This window comes from Mycobacterium sp. SMC-4 (genome assembly GCF_025263265.1).
Classification (GTDB): Bacteria; Actinomycetota; Actinomycetes; order Mycobacteriales; family Mycobacteriaceae; genus Mycobacterium.
The window spans coordinates 2077426-2093294 of sequence record NZ_CP079869.1; the positions used below are offsets into that span (position 1 = coordinate 2077426).

Genomic DNA, 15869 nt, shown 5'->3' on the forward strand with positions numbered 1-15869 from the left:
GGCCCGGGGTGCGCCCGGTGATCGGCATGACGACGTATCTGCAGCAGGCGCAGACCGGGGTCTGGGATGTGCGGGCCAGCTTCCTGCCGGCGATCTATTTCGAGGGCGTCGGTCTGGCCGGGGGCATCGCGGTGCTGTTACCGCCCCAGCCGGTCGACGATGCGGTCACCGACCGCGTCCTGGACAGTCTGGATGCCCTGGTGATCACCGGGGGCCGCGACGTCGATCCGGCCACCTACGGGCATCCACGCCATCCGGCCACCGACGAGCCGATGCCCGACAGTCGAGCCCGGGATGCGTTCGAGTTGGCGTTGGTAGATGCGGCGTTGCGTCGCGGGATGCCGGTGCTGGGGATCTGTCGCGGCGCGCAGGTGCTCAACGTCGCACGTGGCGGGACGCTGCACCAGCACCTGCCCGAGGTGGTCGGACACACCCGCCACCAGCAGGGCAACGCAGTGTTCAGCACGTCATCGATAGTCACCGTGCCGCGGACCCGGGTCGCTGCGCTCGTCGGTCCCAGCACCGATGCGCAGTGTTACCACCATCAGGCCATCGACCGGCTCGGTGACGGGCTGATCGTGTCGGCCGCCGACTCCGACGGCATCATCGAAGCCGTCGAGACCGACCCTGCCCGCTATCCCGACCATTGGGTGGTGGCTGTGCAGTGGCACCCCGAGGAACGCCTCGATGATCTGCGGCTGTTCGCCGGGTTGGTCGGCGCCGCGGGAGCCTATGCCGCCCAGAAGACACAGAAGGTGAGCCCATGACCGTCAGCGAAGTCATCAATCCCGCGACCGAGGAAGTGCTGCGCACCGTCGAGCATTGTGACGAGGCCGCCGTCGATGACGCGGTCGCGCGGGCAGCTGTCGCACAGCGGATCTGGGCGCGCCAGGCGCCGGCCGAGCGTGCCGCGGCGCTGCGTGCGTTCGCCGCGGTGGTCGACGCCCATGTCGAGGAGCTGGCAACGCTGGAAGTCGCCAACTCGGGTCATCCGATCGGCAACGCGCGCTGGGAGGCCGGGCACGTGCGCGACGTCCTGCAGTATTACGCCGCCGCCCCGGAGCGGTTGTCCGGCAAGCAGATTCCGGTGGCCGGCGGCTGGGACGTGACGTTCAACGAACCGCTCGGGGTGGTAGCGGTCATCACGCCCTGGAACTTCCCGATGACGATCGCATCCTGGGGTTTCGCCCCGGCGCTGGCCGCCGGCAACGCGGTGCTGATCAAACCCGCCGAGTGGACGCCACTGACCACGATCCGGCTGGGTGAGCTGGCCCGCGAGGCAGGTCTGCCCGCCGACCTGTTCCAGGTGTTGCCGGGACGCGGATCGGTGGTGGGGGAGCGCTTCGTGACCCACCCGGGTGTGCGCAAGATTGTCTTCACCGGATCCACCGAGGTCGGGACCCGGGTGATGGCCGGCGCCGCCCGCCAGGTCAAGCGGGTCACCCTGGAGTTGGGTGGCAAGAGCGCCAACATCATCTTCGATGACTGTGACCTCGAGCGTGCTGCGGCCACCGCGCCGTACGGCGTATTCGACAACGCCGGGCAGGACTGCTGTGCGCGAAGTCGGATCCTGGTGCAGCGCAGTGTTTTCGACCGCTTCATGGAATTGCTGGAGCCGGCCGTGCAAGCGGTCGCCGTCGGTGACCCGCGTGCCGAGGCCACCGAGATGGGTCCGTTGGTGTCGAAGAAACACTTCGACACCGTGTCGGCGTATGTGCCCGACGATGCGCCGGTGGCCTTCCGGGGTGTGGCGCCGTCGGGCCCCGGATTCTGGTTTCCGCCGACGGTGCTGACCCCGCAACGCCACGACCGCACCGTCACCGAGGAGATCTTCGGGCCCGTGGTCGCGGTGCTTCCCTTCGACGACGAAGCCGACGCGATCGCGGTCGCCAACGACACCGACTACGGGCTGTCCGGTTCGATCTGGACCGACAACCTGTCCCGCGCGCTGCGGGTGTCGCGCGCCATCGAGGCGGGCAACCTGTCGGTCAACTCGCACTCCTCGGTGCGCTACAGCACGCCGTTCGGCGGATTCAAGCAGTCCGGTCTCGGTCGCGAGCTCGGACCCGATGCGCCGCTGTCCTTCACCGAGGCCAAGAACGTGTTCATCGCCGTAGAAGAGCCCTAGCAGGGCCGGACGAGCCCGAGAAGAGGAGTACCGATGGATCTCACCCAACGCCTTGCCGGCAAGGTCGCCGTCATCACCGGCGGCGCCAGCGGGATCGGGCTGGCCAGTGCCCGGCGGATGCGCGCCGAAGGCGCATCGATCGTCATCGGGGACATCGACCCGGCCACCGGCAAAAGTGTCGCCGACGATCTGAACGGCACATTCGTCCAGGTGGATGTCTCCGACCAGGTGGCCGTGGATGCGTTGTTCGACACCGCCGCCGAGGCGCACGGTTCGGTTGACATCGCGTTCAACAATGCCGGCATCTCCCCGCCCGAGGACGACCTCATCGAGAACACCGGCATCGAGGCGTGGCAGCGGGTGCAGGACATCAACCTCAAGTCGGTTTTCCTGTGCTGCAAGGCGGCGTTGCGACACATGGTGCCGCAGCAGAAGGGGTCGATCATCAACACGGCATCGTTCGTCGCGGTGATGGGGTCGGCGACGTCGCAGATCTCCTACACCGCGTCCAAGGGCGGCGTGCTGGCGATGTCGCGGGAGCTGGGCGTGCAGTATGCGCGGCAGGGGATCCGGGTCAACGCGCTGTGTCCGGGACCGGTCAACACCCCGCTGCTGCAGGAGTTGTTCGCCAAGGAGCCCGAACGCGCGGCGCGCCGACTGGTGCACGTACCGGTCGGGCGGTTCGCCGAGCCCGAGGAACTGGCGGCCGCGGTCGCGTTTCTGGCCAGCGACGACGCGTCGTTCATCACGGCGGCATCCTTTCTGGTCGACGGCGGTATCAGCGGCGCCTACGTCACGCCGCTGTAGTCGTCATGGCGGGTTCACCGGAATTAACCGACGTCAGCGCGGCGTTGCTGCGTCCGGACCGCCCGGTCAACGCGTTCGAGGACACCGTCGAGCGGTTGCTGCAGACGATCCGGTTGGGTGTGCTGGCCCCTGGTGAGTCGCTGCCTCCGGAACGGGAACTGGCTGCAAGCCTGGGTGTCAGCCGTGACACGGTTCGCGAGGCGATCAAGTCGCTGTCGGAGGCCGGTTACCTGGTGTCGCGTCGCGGCCGCTACGGGGGAACCTTTCTGTCCGAGGAGTTGCCCGCGGCGCGCGGCGGCGATGTGCGCCTGGGCGCGGCAGAGATCGATGACATCGTGCGATTGCGCGAGATTCTCGAGGTCGGCGCGGCCCGGATGGCGGCGAAACGCAGGCTGGGCACCGACGAGCGCCGGGCATTGCGGGCCCGGCTGGCCGATGTGCGTGACGCGCCGCCAGAGGACTACCGCCGGCTGGACTCCCGCCTGCATCTGGCGGTGGCTGAGGCAGCCGGGGTGCCCTCACTGGTGCCGTTGGTCGCCCAGAACCGGATGCGGCTGAACCAACTGCTGGACGCCATCCCGCTGCTCAGGCGAAACATCGTGCACTCCGACGAACAACACGACGCGATTGTGACGGCGATCCTGGCCGGTGATGCCGATACTGCTGCCCAGACGATGACCGCGCATCTGCGCGGCACCTCAGCCCTGCTGCACGGGTTCTTGGACTGACCGCATCCGGGGACGACGCGGCGACGGGCGCCGGCCGCGGGCTAAATTGACTCACATGGAGGATGCGCAGCTTGTCGAACAGGCGGCGTCGGCGCTGGCCGAGGTCGACACATCAGGCTGGGCGCAGCGCTTCGACCTGGTGTCCGACCCGCACCGGCTGGAAATTCTGCTGTGTCTGCACCGCGCTCCGGACATCTGTGTCAGCGACCTGGCCGCGGCGCTGGGCCGATCGGAGAACGCGGTCTCGCAAGCGCTGCGGGTGCTGCGCCAGCAGGGCTGGGTCAACAACACCCGCGCGGGCCGGTCGGTGACCTACCGACTCGAGGACGAGACGGTTCATGACCTGCTGCATTGGATCGGGGCTCGGCACCACCACTGAGGGTTCTCACGGGTTGGCCATGGCGGCTGATGTGCTGCATCGACGCCGCTCACGGCCAACCTCGCCGGGCCAGACTAACACGGATATGAATATCTGAACAGTCAGACAGATATCCGGTGTCGACAGGTTCGCCTGCGATCAGGTCGGCACCGGTTGCGCGACACTGACCGCCACGGTGGGCAACCGGATGCGAAACGACGTCGCTCCCGGCCGCGAGGTCACGTCGATCGTGCCGCCGTGCGTGGCGACGATCGACGCCACGATCGACAGACCCAGGCCGAAGCTTCCGTTCTGACGTGACCGCGACTTGTCGGCACGCACGAAGCGCTCGAAAAGGTGCGGCAGCAGACCAGTGTCAATGCCCGGACCGTCGTCGAGCACCGTCACCTCGGCGTATCCGATGCCGCGGGCCGCCGCGGAGGTCACCACCGTGGTCGTCACCGTGGTGCCCGGGGGGGTGTGTACTCGGGCGTTGGACAACAGGTTGGTCAACATCTGATGCAGCTGGGAGCGATCACCGCGCACCAGCATGTCGTCGGAGGAAATCGACGTCTGCCAGCGGTGCCCGGGCGCGCATACGGCTGCGTCGTTGACCGCGTCGACGACGAGGTCGCCAAGATCGACCTCGCTGTGGTGCCGGTCCTGCCCCTCGTCCAGGCGGGCCAGCAACAGCAGGTCCGCCACCAACGTGTGCATCCGCTGCGCTTCGGCTTCGATCCGGGCCAGCGAGTACTCCGTGGTCTCGGGCAGGACCGAGCTGTCCTGACGAGTCAGCTCGGCATATCCGTGAATGGCGGCCAAGGGGGTCCGTAGCTCATGGCTGGCGTCGGTGATGAACTGCCGCATCCGTCGGTCGGACGCAGCGACGTCGGCGAGAGCCCTTTCCACATGGTCGAGCAGTTGGTTGAGGGTGTCACCGACCAGCCCAACCTCGGTGCTGGGATCGGTGTCACCTTCCGGGACGCGTGGCGTGATCGCGTGGTTGTCCCGGTCGAGGGGCAGGCCGGTCACCTCCGCGGCCGTTGCGGCGACGCGGCGCAGCGGGCGCAGCGCGAACCGGACGATGCCCACGGTGCACAGAGCGGTGAGTGCCAGTGCCAGCGCGGTGATACCCACGACGATCGCGGTCTCGCGGATCATCGCATCCCATGCCGCGGCCCGCGACACCCCGGTCACCAGGACCTCGCCACCGCCGTTGGGGCGGCCGGCCATGCGGTACCAGCCCAGCTCGGGGATCTCGACGGTCTGCGGCTGCGGATCCATCCACGACATGGCGGCGATCTTCTCGACAGCTGCGGGCGGCGCCGTTTGCGCCTCACCGTCGCCGAAGTATGCCGAATCCACCACTCGCCCGTCTTGGATGAGCGCGACGACGTTGCCGGGTGCCTGCCCAATGAGAGCTGTCAGTGGTTTCATCGAGCCCGGCGCAGGCATTCGTCCGTCGGGTAGTGGGGTGCTGCGGTATTTGGCCACCGAGCTGACGCCGGCGTCTGTTGCAGCCGACAGTTGGCTGTCGATGATGCCCACCACCGCTGAGCGCAGGGTCATCACGGTCGTGGTTCCGACGGATACGAGCGCGATCATCACAAGGACGGATACTCCGACAACGAGTTGTCGCAGCAGGGTCCAGTTTTTCCAGGCGCGTGTCATGGGCCGGGCCGCAGCATGTATCCGACGCCGCGCACGGTGTGGATCATCGGGTCGCGGCCCGCGTCGATCTTCTTCCGGAGGTAGGACACGTAGAGGTCGACGATGCTGGTTCGGCCACCGAAGTCGTAGTCCCACACCCGCTTGAGGATCTCTTGACGGCTCAGCGCTTTTCGCTGATGACGCATCATCAGCCGGAGCAGCTCGAACTCCGTGGAGGTCAACGAGACCGGTTCGCCGGCGCGGGTGACCTCGCGGCTGGCGGCGTCGAGCGTGAGATCCCCGACCGCCAAAGACTCATCGTCGGCTGGGGTGAGGTACGCCGAGCGGCGCAGCAGTCCGCGCAGCCTCGCGACGAGTTCTTCCAACGAGAACGGTTTGGTCATGTAATCGTCGCCGCCGGCGGTCAGGCCGGTCACGCGGTCGGCGATGGAGTCGCGCGCGGTCAGAAACAGGGTGGGGGTGTAGGTGTCGGACCCGCGCAGGGTCGCCAATACCCCCAGTCCGTCCATGTCGGGCAGCATGATGTCCAGAACAAGCAGGTCAGGTGTATTGGCGCGGTATTTGGCGACGGCCTCCGCGGCGTCGTGAGCGACGTCGATCTCCCACCCCTCGTACTGCAGCGCCAACCGCACCAGGTTGGTCAGCGCACGCTCATCGTCGACCAGCAGCACGCGTATCGGGGATCCATCCGCGCGATACATCCGGGGCAACTTGCCCAGAATGGCGCGACGGGGGCCATGTTGTTCGACTGGCGCAGACGTCACCGGATCATTGTCGCTGCCCAGAGCCCGCATGGCACCCGCCTTCATAGAGTTCTCATATGTAAACGGCGAATGTGTGTGCGATTGCTGGGCGAATCGTCGACGGGGTTAACCCCCGCGGGATCGTCCGGAAAACACTGTGTCGGGAAAGTGTCGACATCCATAGGTTGAAGACATGTCCGCCGTAACTGCCATCGTCGACACCGACAGCGTCGAGAGCAGGTCGCCGCGTTCGACCCTTGCCCCCTCGCACGGCGATTCGTGTGTAAATGCTATGCGAATCGTCGGTGTGCGGGCCAGCGTCCATAGCGTGGAAGCCACAGTCAAGGAATCGATGTGAAGGGTTCAGTGATGGCGCCACCGCAAGACAGTGTCCCGCAACGATTCGAGCGCGACGTGCTGCCGCTCCTCGACCAGCTTTATCGCGCCGCACGCCGCTACACCAACAGTGTCGCCGACGCCGAGGATCTGGTGCAGGAGACGATCATCAAGGCATATCGCGGATTCCACCGATTCGAAGACGGCACCAATGTCCGTGCCTGGCTGCTGAGGATCATGACCACCACCTGGATCACCTCCTATCGCAAAGCGCAGTGCCGGCCGAAAGAAGTTCTCTCCGAGGTCATCACAGACACCCAGCTGGCCGGTCAGGCCCGTCACTCATCCACCGGATTGCCGTCCGCCGAGATCGCCGCGCTCGAAGCGCTCGGCGATGAGGAGGTTCGAGCTGCCCTCGGTCGACTTCGTGAGGACCAACGGCTGGTGGTGTTCTACGCCGACGTAGAGGGTCTGCGCTACCGGGAGATCGCCCTGATTCTCGACATCCCACTCGGCACCGTGATGTCACGCCTGCATCGGGGTCGTCGCGCATTGCGCGAACTCCTGGTCGATGTCGCGGCCAAGCGCGGTTATCTGCGCGCAGACCGGGTGGCATGATCGCCGCCGAATACCCTAATGCCGCCGTGCCGGCGGCTCCGGCCTAATGCCGCCGTGCCGGCGGCCAGGGCGGCTCACCGCACAGCTCCAGCAGGGCATTCTCGATCACTTCGGGCAGTGCGGGGTGTATCCAGTACTGCCCGCGGGCCATTTCTCGGGCCGGCAGGTCGAACGCCATCGCCTGGATGACCGGCTGGATGATCGACGACGCCTGATGGCCCATGATGTGGGCGCCCAGGAGCAGGCCCGTATCGTCGTCGACGATCACCTTGGCGAACCCGTGAGTGTCCTCCATCGCCCAGCCGTACCCCACATCGCTGTAGTCCTGAACCTTGGAGCGGATGCGGTAACCGGCTGCGCGCGCCTGGTTTTCGGTCAGCCCGACCGAGGCGATCTGAGGCTCGGTGAACACCGCCGAGGGCACGTACCGGTGGTTGGCCGGCATCAGCGCGTCGGTGTCGCCCCAGTCCTGGAGCAGGTTGTGTTTGACCACCCGGGCTTCGTGATTGGCGACGTGCTTGAGCTGGTACGGCGAACTCACGTCACCCAGCGCGTAGACGTTGCGCGCGGTGGTGCGTTGGAACTCGTCGACGACAACCCGGCCGTCCTCGACAACCACACCGGCGTGGTGGACGTCGAGTTGGTCGCCGTTGGGCACCCGGCCGGTGGCCACCAAGAGCACGTCGCCGCGCAGGGTGGACCCGTCGTCGAGGTTGAGCGTCACTCCGGACTGATCGGAGCTGCCGCCGACGATGTTGCGGCGGCTGCGAATCTCCCACTTCTTGCCCGCGATGTCGGTGAACCGCTCGCAGATGGTGTCGTCGGTGTGGCTGAGCATCGTGGTACCGCGCAGCACGATCGTGACTCGGGCGCCCAGCGAGGAGAACACGTGGGCAAACTCGGCCGCCACGAATCCACCCCCGACGATGATGATGTGCTCAGGAAGCTCCGAGATGCGCATGATGGTGTCGCTGGTGTGGTAGGCGACGCCGCAGTCGAGGATCGCCGGCGGCACCACTGCCCGCGCACCCGCGGCGATGACCACCTGCTCGGCGGTGAACTCATCGCCTTCGTCGGTGCGGAGCCGATGGTGCGAATCACCGCTGCTGCCGGCAAATTTGGTGTGGCTGGCGAATACCTCGACATTGGGCGAGGACCTGCGGTAGTGCTCACCGCCGGAGGCCAGCGGATCGATCCGGCCGAACACCCGGGAGACGATGTCGGGCCAGCGTACGCCGGTGAGCACACCGTCGACGCCGAACCGTGCCGAATCGGCGATCTGGGTGGCCACGCCCGCGGCGTAGACGAACATCTTGGTCGGCAGGCACCCCACGTTCAGGCAGGTCCCGCCGAACACCCCCTTTTCGCAGATCGCGACCCGCTTGTCGAGGTACCGGTCATCGAGAATGCTGTTGCCTGAACCAGTTCCGATGATCGCGATATCGAAATCAGCCATGCTCGCGCCTTCTCTCCGATGCTGCGGCCCCGGGCGCGTCGCCGAGGTGATGGGTCAGATACCAGTCCAGCCAGCGATCCAGCTCGGCATAGGCGGCCGCGCGTGGCTCGGCCAGTGACAGGAACACGTCGTGCTTGGCGTCGGTGATCGGCACGACGGTGCTGCGGTTGCCGATGCAGCCGGCGCGGCGGGCTATCTGGCTGACGTCGAGCACCGCGTCGCCTCGCTGGATCAACTGCGCATCGTCGACCTCGCGAACGCTGCGGTCCGAGCGCAGGATCAAGTTGGGCACTCCGACATCCAGGCCGCGGTGCAGCTGGGCGTGACCGCGCCGGATCGCGTGCAGCCAGCCGAACGTCACCGGGAAGCCGCCGATCGGCTTCCACTCCAGGTTGTAGTCGAACTCACCGGAGTACCGGCGATGCAGCGAGGTCCCGTAGCCGCCCTGCCCGGACCGGCGCACCACCGTGCGTGAACGGAGCCGGCCCATAGCCCGCAGAGCCGCCGACGTCGGCGCAGAACGCAGCACGGCGGGTCCGTGCAGGTCCAGAAACGGGCTGTTCAGGACCAGTCCGGAGACCCCGAGTGCGGTGGTGCGCCGGGCACGGCGTAGCCGATCCAGCCACAACGCGACCACCAAACCGCCGGCCGAGTGCCCGCACACCAGGACCTCGGCGGGCGCCACCGCCGCGATGGTCTGGAGGGCCAACTCGAGCTCGACGTCATAACGCGCCAGATCGGTGGTGAAGTGCGGGGTCTGCCCGTGCCGGTGCGAGCGTCCGCACTTGTGGAGGTCCAGCGCGTAACACGCGAAATCGCGCTTGGCGAAATGGTCGGCCAACTCGGTGTGGAAGAAATAGTCGGTGTAGCCGTGGACCATCAGCACGGCGTGACGGGCCGAGGGATCCGGTTCCCCGCGGCGCACCAGGGTGGCTACCAGCTCGCCCTCCCCATCGGGGTCAGGGCCGAGGGCAAAGGTGCGCTGCCAGTATCCCGGCAGCACGTCGGGCTCCCAACCAGACACGTCAGCCACACTAGTGCGAGGGTGGTCGGAAGGTTGGCCACCGGCGTGCCGGGATAATCTGAACACCGGTAAGCCGTGACCAACGGACCGCGACCACGAAGGACCACGAACAGGTGTCGGAAGCAGAGAAGACAGACGTCCTGCTGGTAGGGGCGGGCATCATGAGCGCGACCCTCGGCGCGTTGTTGCGGTTGGTCGAACCCAACTGGTCGATCACGTTGGTCGAACGCCTCGACGGTGCGGCGGCCGAGAGCAGCGACGCCTGGAACAACGCCGGCACCGGCCACTCGGCGCTGTGCGAGTTGAACTACACCCCGGCCCGACCGGACGGCTCGATCGACATCGCCAAGGCGGTCAGCGTCAACGAGCAGTTCCAGGTGTCACGTCAGTTCTGGGCCTACGCCGTGGAGAACGGTGTGATACCCGACGTCCGCAGCTTCCTCAACCCCATCCCGCACGTCAGTTTCGTCGCCGGTGAGGACAACGTGCGCTATCTGCGGCGCCGCTACGACGCACTGGTGACCAATCCGCTGTTCGGCTCGATGGAGTTCATCGACAGTCCCGACGAGTTCGCACGGCGGTTGCCACTGATGGCGGCCGGCCGCGACTTCACCGAGCCGGTGGGCCTGAACTGGACCCAGGACGGCACCGACGTCGACTTCGGGTCGCTGTCACGTCAGCTCATCGGCTACTGCGCCAAGAAGGGCATGACGACGCTGTTCGGTAACGACGTGCGAAACCTGAGCCAGAACTCCGATGGCAGCTGGACGGTCAAGGTCGTCAACCGGCGCAACGGACGCAAGCGCACCATCAACGCCCGGTTCGTCTTCGTCGGAGCCGGCGGTGGCGCGCTGCCGCTGTTGCAGAAGGCGGGCATCAAGGAAGCAAAGGGCTTCGGCGGATTCCCGGTCGGCGGCCAATGGTTGCGCAGCGGCAATCCCGAGCTCACCGCCGCGCACCAGGCCAAGGTGTACGGTCTGCCACCGCTGGGCGCGCCACCGATGTCGGTACCCCACCTCGACACCCGGGTGATCAACCGCCAGTCCTACCTGTTGTTCGGGCCGTTCGCCGGCTGGTCGCCGAAGTTCCTCAAGCAGGGCAAGGTCACCGATCTGCCGTTCTCGGTCAAACCCGACAACTTGGTCTCGATGCTGGGCGTCGGTCTGACCGAGATGGGTCTGCTGCGGTATCTGATCGGTCAGCTGTTGCTCAGCGAATCTGCACGCGTGGACTCGCTGCGCGAATTCGCGCCCACGGCCAAGGATTCCGACTGGGAGCTCGACATCGCCGGGCAGCGGGTGCAGGTGATCCGCAAGGCCAAGGGCAAGGGCGGGGTGTTGGAGTTCGGCACCACTGTGCTGGCCGCCGCCGATGGCAGCATGGCCGGTCTGCTCGGCGCCTCGCCGGGCGCATCGACAGCGGTACCGGCGATGCTCGACGTGATGCAGCGCTGCTTCCCGGACCGCTACCAGGGCTGGACCCCCACGCTCAAGGCGATGATTCCATCGCTGGGGACTCAGTTGTCGGACGAGCCAGGTCTTTTCGAGGAAGTGTGGGCGCACGGCACCAAGGTGCTCAAACTCGACAGGCCGGCCAGCGGTGTTCCCGATCTGGCCACCGACGCCGGGACCGAACATTCTTCGACCGCGGCGACCGCTTGACACCGGAACCTGCCGTGACCGTCGCGCTGCGCCGCAGCTGGGCCAAGGACCTCGACGCCGCGACGCTCTACGAACTGCTCAAACTGCGCGTCGAGGTGTTCGTGGTCGAGCAGGCCACGCCGTACCCCGAACTCGACGGTCGTGACCTGCTGGCCGAGACGCGCCACTTCTGGCTCGAAAACCCCGACGCGACAGTGGTGTCCACCCTGCGACTGATGGAAGAACATCCCGGCGGCCTCAAGGCCTTCCGCATCGGCAGGGTGTGCACCCGGCGGGGTGACCGCGGACGCGGCCACGCCGCCCGTCTGCTGCAGGCAGCGTTGGCCGAGGTCGGAGACCATCCCTGCCGCATCAACGCACAGACCTACCTGACCGAGATGTATTACAGACATGGGTTCGTGCGCGATGGCGACGAATTCCTCGACGACGGGATACCCCACGTGCCCATGGTGAAGCCGTGACCGCCACTGCGCCGCAGGCGCTTTATCCGTTCAGCGCGTTGGTCGGCCACGACCGTCTGCGGCTCGCGCTGCTGCTGTGCGCGGTGCGGCCCGACATCGGTGGAGTGCTGATCCGAGGCGAGAAGGGCACCGCGAAATCCACTGCGGTACGGGCGCTGGCCCATGTTCTGAGCGCCGCTTCGGGCGGCGACGGCGGGCAGCTGGTGGAACTGCCCATCGGCGCCACCGAGGACCGCGTGGTGGGCTCGCTGGACCTGCAGAAGGTACTGGCCGACGGCGAACACGCCTTTTCGCCGGGACTGCTGGCGCGTGCACACCGCGGCGTGCTCTACGTCGACGAGGTGAACCTACTGCACGACCATCTGGTCGACGTGTTGCTCGATGCCGCCGCGATGGGCCGGGTCCACATCGAACGTGATGGGGTGTCACACAGCCATGACGCCAGGTTTGTGCTGATCGGCACGATGAACCCGGAAGAGGGGGAGTTGCGCCCGCAGCTGCTGGACCGCTTCGGCCTGACCGTCGACGTGACGGCCTCGCGTGAAGTCGATGTGCGAGCCGAGGTCATCCGGCAGCGACTGGCCTATGAAGCAGACCCCGACGGGTTCGCCGCGCGCTACGCCGATGCCGATGGCGAGCTGGCCGCGCGGGTGGCACACGCCCGGGTGCTGGTTCCCGAGGTCGTGTTACCCGACGGGGAGCTGCGACGCATCGCGGCGCTATGTGCTGCTTTCGACGTCGACGGCATGCGTGCCGATCTGGTTGTCGCCCGCACGGCGGTGGCGCACGCAGCGTGGCGCGGCGCCCGGGAGGTCACCGAAGACGACATCCGGGTGGCCGCCGAGTATGCGCTGCCGCACCGTCGTCGTCGCGATCCGTTCGACGATCCCGGTCTGGATCAGGATCGACTCGACGACGCGATGCAGCAGGCGGGGGAGTCGGCGCAGGAAGAACCTCCCAGCCCCGACTCCGACCCTGAGCCCGAGCCGCCCGGCGGTGGCGGCGGGTCCGCCGACCAACCGTCGAGCGGTTCGACCGGACAGGGCGCGGGATCCACCCGGCCGAGCGCACCACCGACAGAGACGTTTCGCACCCGGGCGCTTGTCGTGCCCGGCGTCGGCGAGGGCGCCCCGGGTCGGCGTTCACGGGCCCGCAACCGCACCGGCACCGTGGTTGCGGCCGCCACCGAGCCGGCCGACGGATACGGCGTGCATCTGTTCGGCACCGTGCTGTCGGGCGCCGCGCGCCACACCGGATCGGGTCCGTTGCGGCTGGCGCCCGACGATGTGCGTCGGGCGGTCCGCGAAGGCCGCGAAGGCAACCTGGTGATCTTCGTCGTCGACGCGTCGGGGTCGATGGCCGCACGCGACCGGATGTCGGCGGTCAGCGGCGCCACCATGTCGCTGTTGCGGGACGCCTACCAGCGCCGCGACAAGGTCGCGGTCATCAGTTTCCGGCAGCAGGATGCTCAGGTGCTGTTGCCTCCGACCAACTCGGTCTACATCGCCAGCCGTCGATTGGCGCGCTTTGACACCGGCGGCCGGACCCCGCTGGCCCACGGGCTGCTCGCGGCGCGCGACATGGTGGTGCGCGAACGGGCCCGCGACCGGGCACGCCGCAGCCTGGTCGTGGTGCTGACCGACGGTCGGGCCACTGGCGGCCCGGATCCGCTGGGCCGCACCCGTCTGGCGGCAGCCCGACTGGTGGCCGAGGGTGCTGCTGCTGTGGTGGTCGATTGCGAAACTTCATTCGTCCGACTGGGTTTGGCCTCGGAGCTGGCGCGAGTACTGCGCGCGCCCGCGGTGCGGCTCGACCAACTCCGCGCTGACGCTCTCACCGCGCTGGTGCGGGGTCGGGCCGACCTCGGCGCGGCGTGAGAAAGGTGACCTGATGCCTCAGGGCCAACCATTGACCGTCCCCCAGGACGGCCTGACCACCAGGGCGCGGCGCAATGCGCCCCTGCTGGCCGTGCACACCGGCCCGGGCAAGGGAAAGTCCACTGCGGCGTTCGGTATGGCGCTGCGGGCCTGGAACCAGGGATTCGACATCGCGGTGTTCCAGTTCGTCAAGAGTGCCAAATGGAAGGTGGGCGAAGAGACCGCGCTTCGTGAACTCGGTCGCGTGCACGACGAGCGCGGGGTGGGTGGGCCGGTGGAGTGGCACAAGATGGGCGCGGGGTGGTCATGGTCGCGGAAAGCCGGCAGCGCAGCCGACCACGCCGCCGCGGCCGCCGAGGGCTGGGCCGAGATCGCCCGCCGGCTCGCCGAGCAGCAGCACACCTTCTATGTGCTCGACGAGTTCACCTATCCGCTCAAGTGGGGATGGGTCGATGTCGACGAGGTGATCACGACGCTGACGGCGCGCCCCGGTACCCAACACGTGGTGATCACCGGCCGCGACGCTCCACAGGCCTTGCTCGACGCTGCGGACCTGGTCACCGAGATGACGAAGGTCAAGCATCCGATGGATGTGGGGCGCAAGGGTCAACGAGGAATCGAGTGGTGAGTACGCCGGCGGTGGTGATCGCCGCGCCGGCCTCCGGGAGCGGGAAGACCACCGTCGCGACCGGTGTGATGAGCGCGTTGCGGCGCGCCGGTCACCGGGTGGCGCCATTCAAGGTGGGCCCGGACTTCATCGACCCCGGTTACCACGCGCTGGCGGCCGAACGTCCCGGTCGCAATCTCGATCCGGTGCTGGTCGGCGAGCAGCTGATCGGCCCGCTCTACCGGCACGGCAGCGACGATGCTGACATCGCCGTCGTGGAGGGCGTCATGGGCTTGTTCGACGGACGGATCAGCGAGGTCGCGACACCCGGCGCCGCCCGTGGTTCCACCGCACATGTCGCCGCGCTGCTGGGCGCGCCGGTGGTGCTGGTGGTGGACGCGCGCGGGCAGAGCCACAGCGTCGCGGCGCTGCTGCATGGGTTCGCCACCTTCGACCCCGCCGTGCGCATCGCCGGGGTGATCCTCAATCGAGTCGGCTCCCCGCGTCACGATGCGGTGTTGCGGCAGGCCTGTGAGCAGGCGGGGGTCCCCGTGCTGGGCGCCATCCCGCGGGCCGACGAGCTCGCTGTGCCCTCGCGCCATCTGGGTCTGGTCACCGCGATCGAGCACGGTGCGCACGCCGAATCCGCGGTCGAGGCGATGGCCGGGCTGGTCGCCCGCCACGTCGATCTGCCCGCATTGGTCGCTGCGGCGCGCAGCCACGTCGCCGATTCACCCTGGACGCCGGCGGTGGGTGAACCCGTCAGTGCACCGGTGACCGTGGCGCTGGCAGCCGGGCGGGCCTTCAGCTTCGGTTACGCCGAGCACGTGGAGATGCTGCGCGCCGCCGGATCTGAGGTGGCCGCGTTCGATCCGCTGCGCGAGCCGCTGCCCGCCGACGCCGACGCTCTGGTTTTGCCCGGTGGGTTCCCCGAGGAGTTCGGCGCCGAGCTCTCGGCCAACGAGGCCGTACGCGCGCAGATCGCCGTGCTGGCCGCGCGCGGCGCACCGATCCACGCCGAGTGCGCCGGACTGACCTATCTGGTCGACGATCTCGACGGCGTGCCGATGTGCGGGGTGATCGGCGGGTCGGCGAGGTTCACCGACAGGCTGACGCTGGGCTACCGCGATGCAGTCGCGGTGGTCGATTCGCCGCTGCACACCGCCGGTGAGCGGGTGGTGGGACACGAGTTCCATCGCACCACCGTCGACTTCGCGCAGGCTGTACAGCCGGCCTGGCGGCTGCGCGGACAGGGCGGCCGGGTCGCCGACGACGGTGTCGTCCAGGACCGGGTGCACGCGGCCTACCTGCACACCCATCCGGCCGCCCAACCGCACGCCGTCGCCGGCTTCGTGGGTGCGGCCGCAACCTCTAAGCTCGCCGGGTGACACGCT

Annotated in this window: 15 protein-coding genes; 11 read left to right on the forward strand and 4 right to left on the reverse strand. The window is 67.8% G+C overall.

The window, feature by feature from the left end; all coding sequences use genetic code 11:
* Positions 1–26: 26 nt before the first annotated feature.
* The 5 genes from KXD98_RS10030 to KXD98_RS10050 are packed head-to-tail and all read left to right on the forward strand — an operon-like array spanning position 27 to position 4042.
* Positions 27–767 carry a gamma-glutamyl-gamma-aminobutyrate hydrolase family protein gene (locus KXD98_RS10030; protein WP_260763898.1) on the forward strand — a complete coding sequence of 247 codons (741 nt, stop codon included), beginning with the start codon at positions 27–29 and terminating at the stop codon, positions 765–767.
* Complete coding sequence (locus tag KXD98_RS10035) at positions 764–2128, forward strand: aldehyde dehydrogenase (protein ID WP_260763900.1); 1365 nt, start codon at positions 764–766, stop codon at positions 2126–2128. The genes KXD98_RS10030 and KXD98_RS10035 overlap by 4 nt, the downstream gene beginning before the upstream one ends.
* 33 nt (positions 2129–2161) lie before the next feature.
* The gene (locus tag KXD98_RS10040) at positions 2162–2935 is read left to right on the forward strand and encodes a 3-oxoacyl-ACP reductase (RefSeq protein WP_260763901.1); all 774 of its coding nucleotides are present in this window, start codon (positions 2162–2164) and stop codon (positions 2933–2935) included.
* Between the two features lie 5 nt (positions 2936–2940).
* On the forward strand, positions 2941–3663 hold the full coding sequence (locus KXD98_RS10045) for a FadR/GntR family transcriptional regulator (RefSeq protein WP_260763903.1): 723 nt from the start codon (positions 2941–2943) through the stop codon (positions 3661–3663).
* Between the two features lie 55 nt (positions 3664–3718).
* Entirely contained in the window at positions 3719–4042 is a 324-nt protein-coding gene (locus KXD98_RS10050; protein ID WP_260763905.1) for a helix-turn-helix transcriptional regulator, read from the forward strand.
* 138 nt (positions 4043–4180) lie between these two features.
* Here the strand turns inward: KXD98_RS10050 and KXD98_RS10055 are convergent, their stop codons facing one another.
* Both KXD98_RS10055 and KXD98_RS10060 read right to left on the reverse strand, forming a co-directional pair.
* Entirely contained in the window at positions 4181–5692 is a 1512-nt protein-coding gene (locus KXD98_RS10055; RefSeq protein WP_260763908.1) for a HAMP domain-containing sensor histidine kinase, read from the reverse strand.
* The gene (locus KXD98_RS10060; RefSeq protein ID WP_313901289.1) at positions 5689–6486 is read right to left on the reverse strand and encodes a response regulator transcription factor; all 798 of its coding nucleotides are present in this window, start codon (positions 6484–6486) and stop codon (positions 5689–5691) included. Before KXD98_RS10060 ends, KXD98_RS10055 begins: the two co-directional genes overlap by 4 nt.
* A gap of 318 nt (positions 6487–6804) precedes the next feature.
* Here KXD98_RS10060 and KXD98_RS10065 point away from each other — a divergent pair, with 318 nt between their 5' ends.
* On the forward strand, positions 6805–7389 hold the full coding sequence (locus KXD98_RS10065; protein ID WP_260765102.1) for a sigma-70 family RNA polymerase sigma factor: 585 nt from the start codon (positions 6805–6807) through the stop codon (positions 7387–7389).
* A 43-nt stretch (positions 7390–7432) separates the two neighbouring features.
* Here KXD98_RS10065 and mtr read toward each other — a convergent pair whose 3' ends face one another.
* Together mtr and KXD98_RS10075 are read right to left on the reverse strand one after the other, a co-directional pair.
* Positions 7433–8845, reverse strand: a complete 1413-nt coding sequence (gene mtr, locus KXD98_RS10070) for a mycothione reductase (RefSeq protein WP_260763914.1) — start codon at positions 8843–8845, stop codon at positions 7433–7435.
* Complete coding sequence (locus KXD98_RS10075) at positions 8838–9869, reverse strand: alpha/beta hydrolase (protein WP_260765103.1); 1032 nt, start codon at positions 9867–9869, stop codon at positions 8838–8840. The genes mtr and KXD98_RS10075 overlap by 8 nt, the downstream gene beginning before the upstream one ends.
* A 113-nt stretch (positions 9870–9982) precedes the next feature.
* Between KXD98_RS10075 and mqo the strand changes: the two genes are divergently transcribed.
* The 5 genes from mqo to KXD98_RS10100 are packed head-to-tail and all read left to right on the forward strand — an operon-like array spanning position 9983 to position 15863.
* Positions 9983–11530, forward strand: a complete 1548-nt coding sequence (mqo, locus tag KXD98_RS10080; RefSeq protein ID WP_260763917.1) for a malate dehydrogenase (quinone) — start codon at positions 9983–9985, stop codon at positions 11528–11530.
* A gap of 14 nt (positions 11531–11544) precedes the next feature.
* Positions 11545–11991 carry a GNAT family N-acetyltransferase gene (locus tag KXD98_RS10085; protein ID WP_260763920.1) on the forward strand — a complete coding sequence of 149 codons (447 nt, stop codon included), beginning with the start codon at positions 11545–11547 and terminating at the stop codon, positions 11989–11991.
* A complete protein-coding gene (locus KXD98_RS10090; protein WP_260763922.1) occupies positions 11988–13868 on the forward strand; it encodes a magnesium chelatase subunit D family protein in 1881 nt (626 codons plus the stop codon). The genes KXD98_RS10085 and KXD98_RS10090 overlap by 4 nt, the downstream gene beginning before the upstream one ends.
* Before the next feature lie 13 nt (positions 13869–13881).
* Positions 13882–14496 (forward strand): cob(I)yrinic acid a,c-diamide adenosyltransferase, encoded by a 615-nt coding sequence (gene cobO / locus KXD98_RS10095; protein WP_260763924.1) that lies wholly within the window; start codon positions 13882–13884, stop codon positions 14494–14496.
* Positions 14493–15863, forward strand: coding sequence for a cobyrinate a,c-diamide synthase (locus KXD98_RS10100; protein WP_260763926.1), 1371 nt, complete (start codon positions 14493–14495; stop codon positions 15861–15863). The genes cobO and KXD98_RS10100 overlap by 4 nt, the downstream gene beginning before the upstream one ends.
* Positions 15864–15869: the final 6 nt, after the last annotated feature.

What these genes read in the sequence shown, in the direction of transcription:
- KXD98_RS10045 (WP_260763903.1), top strand. Translation starts at nt 2,941, where the DNA reads ATGGCGGGTTCACCGGAATTAACCGACGTCAGCGCGGCGTTGCTGCGT.
- KXD98_RS10060 (WP_313901289.1), bottom strand. Translation starts at nt 6,486, where the DNA reads ATGCGGGCTCTGGGCAGCGACAATGATCCGGTGACGTCTGCGCCAGTC.
- KXD98_RS10040 (WP_260763901.1), top strand. Translation starts at nt 2,162, where the DNA reads ATGGATCTCACCCAACGCCTTGCCGGCAAGGTCGCCGTCATCACCGGC.
- KXD98_RS10050 (WP_260763905.1), top strand. Translation starts at nt 3,719, where the DNA reads ATGGAGGATGCGCAGCTTGTCGAACAGGCGGCGTCGGCGCTGGCCGAG.
- KXD98_RS10035 (WP_260763900.1), top strand. Translation starts at nt 764, where the DNA reads ATGACCGTCAGCGAAGTCATCAATCCCGCGACCGAGGAAGTGCTGCGC.
- KXD98_RS10055 (WP_260763908.1), bottom strand. Translation starts at nt 5,692, where the DNA reads ATGACACGCGCCTGGAAAAACTGGACCCTGCTGCGACAACTCGTTGTC.
- cobO (WP_260763924.1), top strand. Translation starts at nt 13,882, where the DNA reads ATGCCTCAGGGCCAACCATTGACCGTCCCCCAGGACGGCCTGACCACC.
- KXD98_RS10065 (WP_260765102.1), top strand. Translation starts at nt 6,805, where the DNA reads ATGGCGCCACCGCAAGACAGTGTCCCGCAACGATTCGAGCGCGACGTG.
- KXD98_RS10030 (WP_260763898.1), top strand. Translation starts at nt 27, where the DNA reads ATGACGACGTATCTGCAGCAGGCGCAGACCGGGGTCTGGGATGTGCGG.
- mtr (WP_260763914.1), bottom strand. Translation starts at nt 8,845, where the DNA reads ATGGCTGATTTCGATATCGCGATCATCGGAACTGGTTCAGGCAACAGC.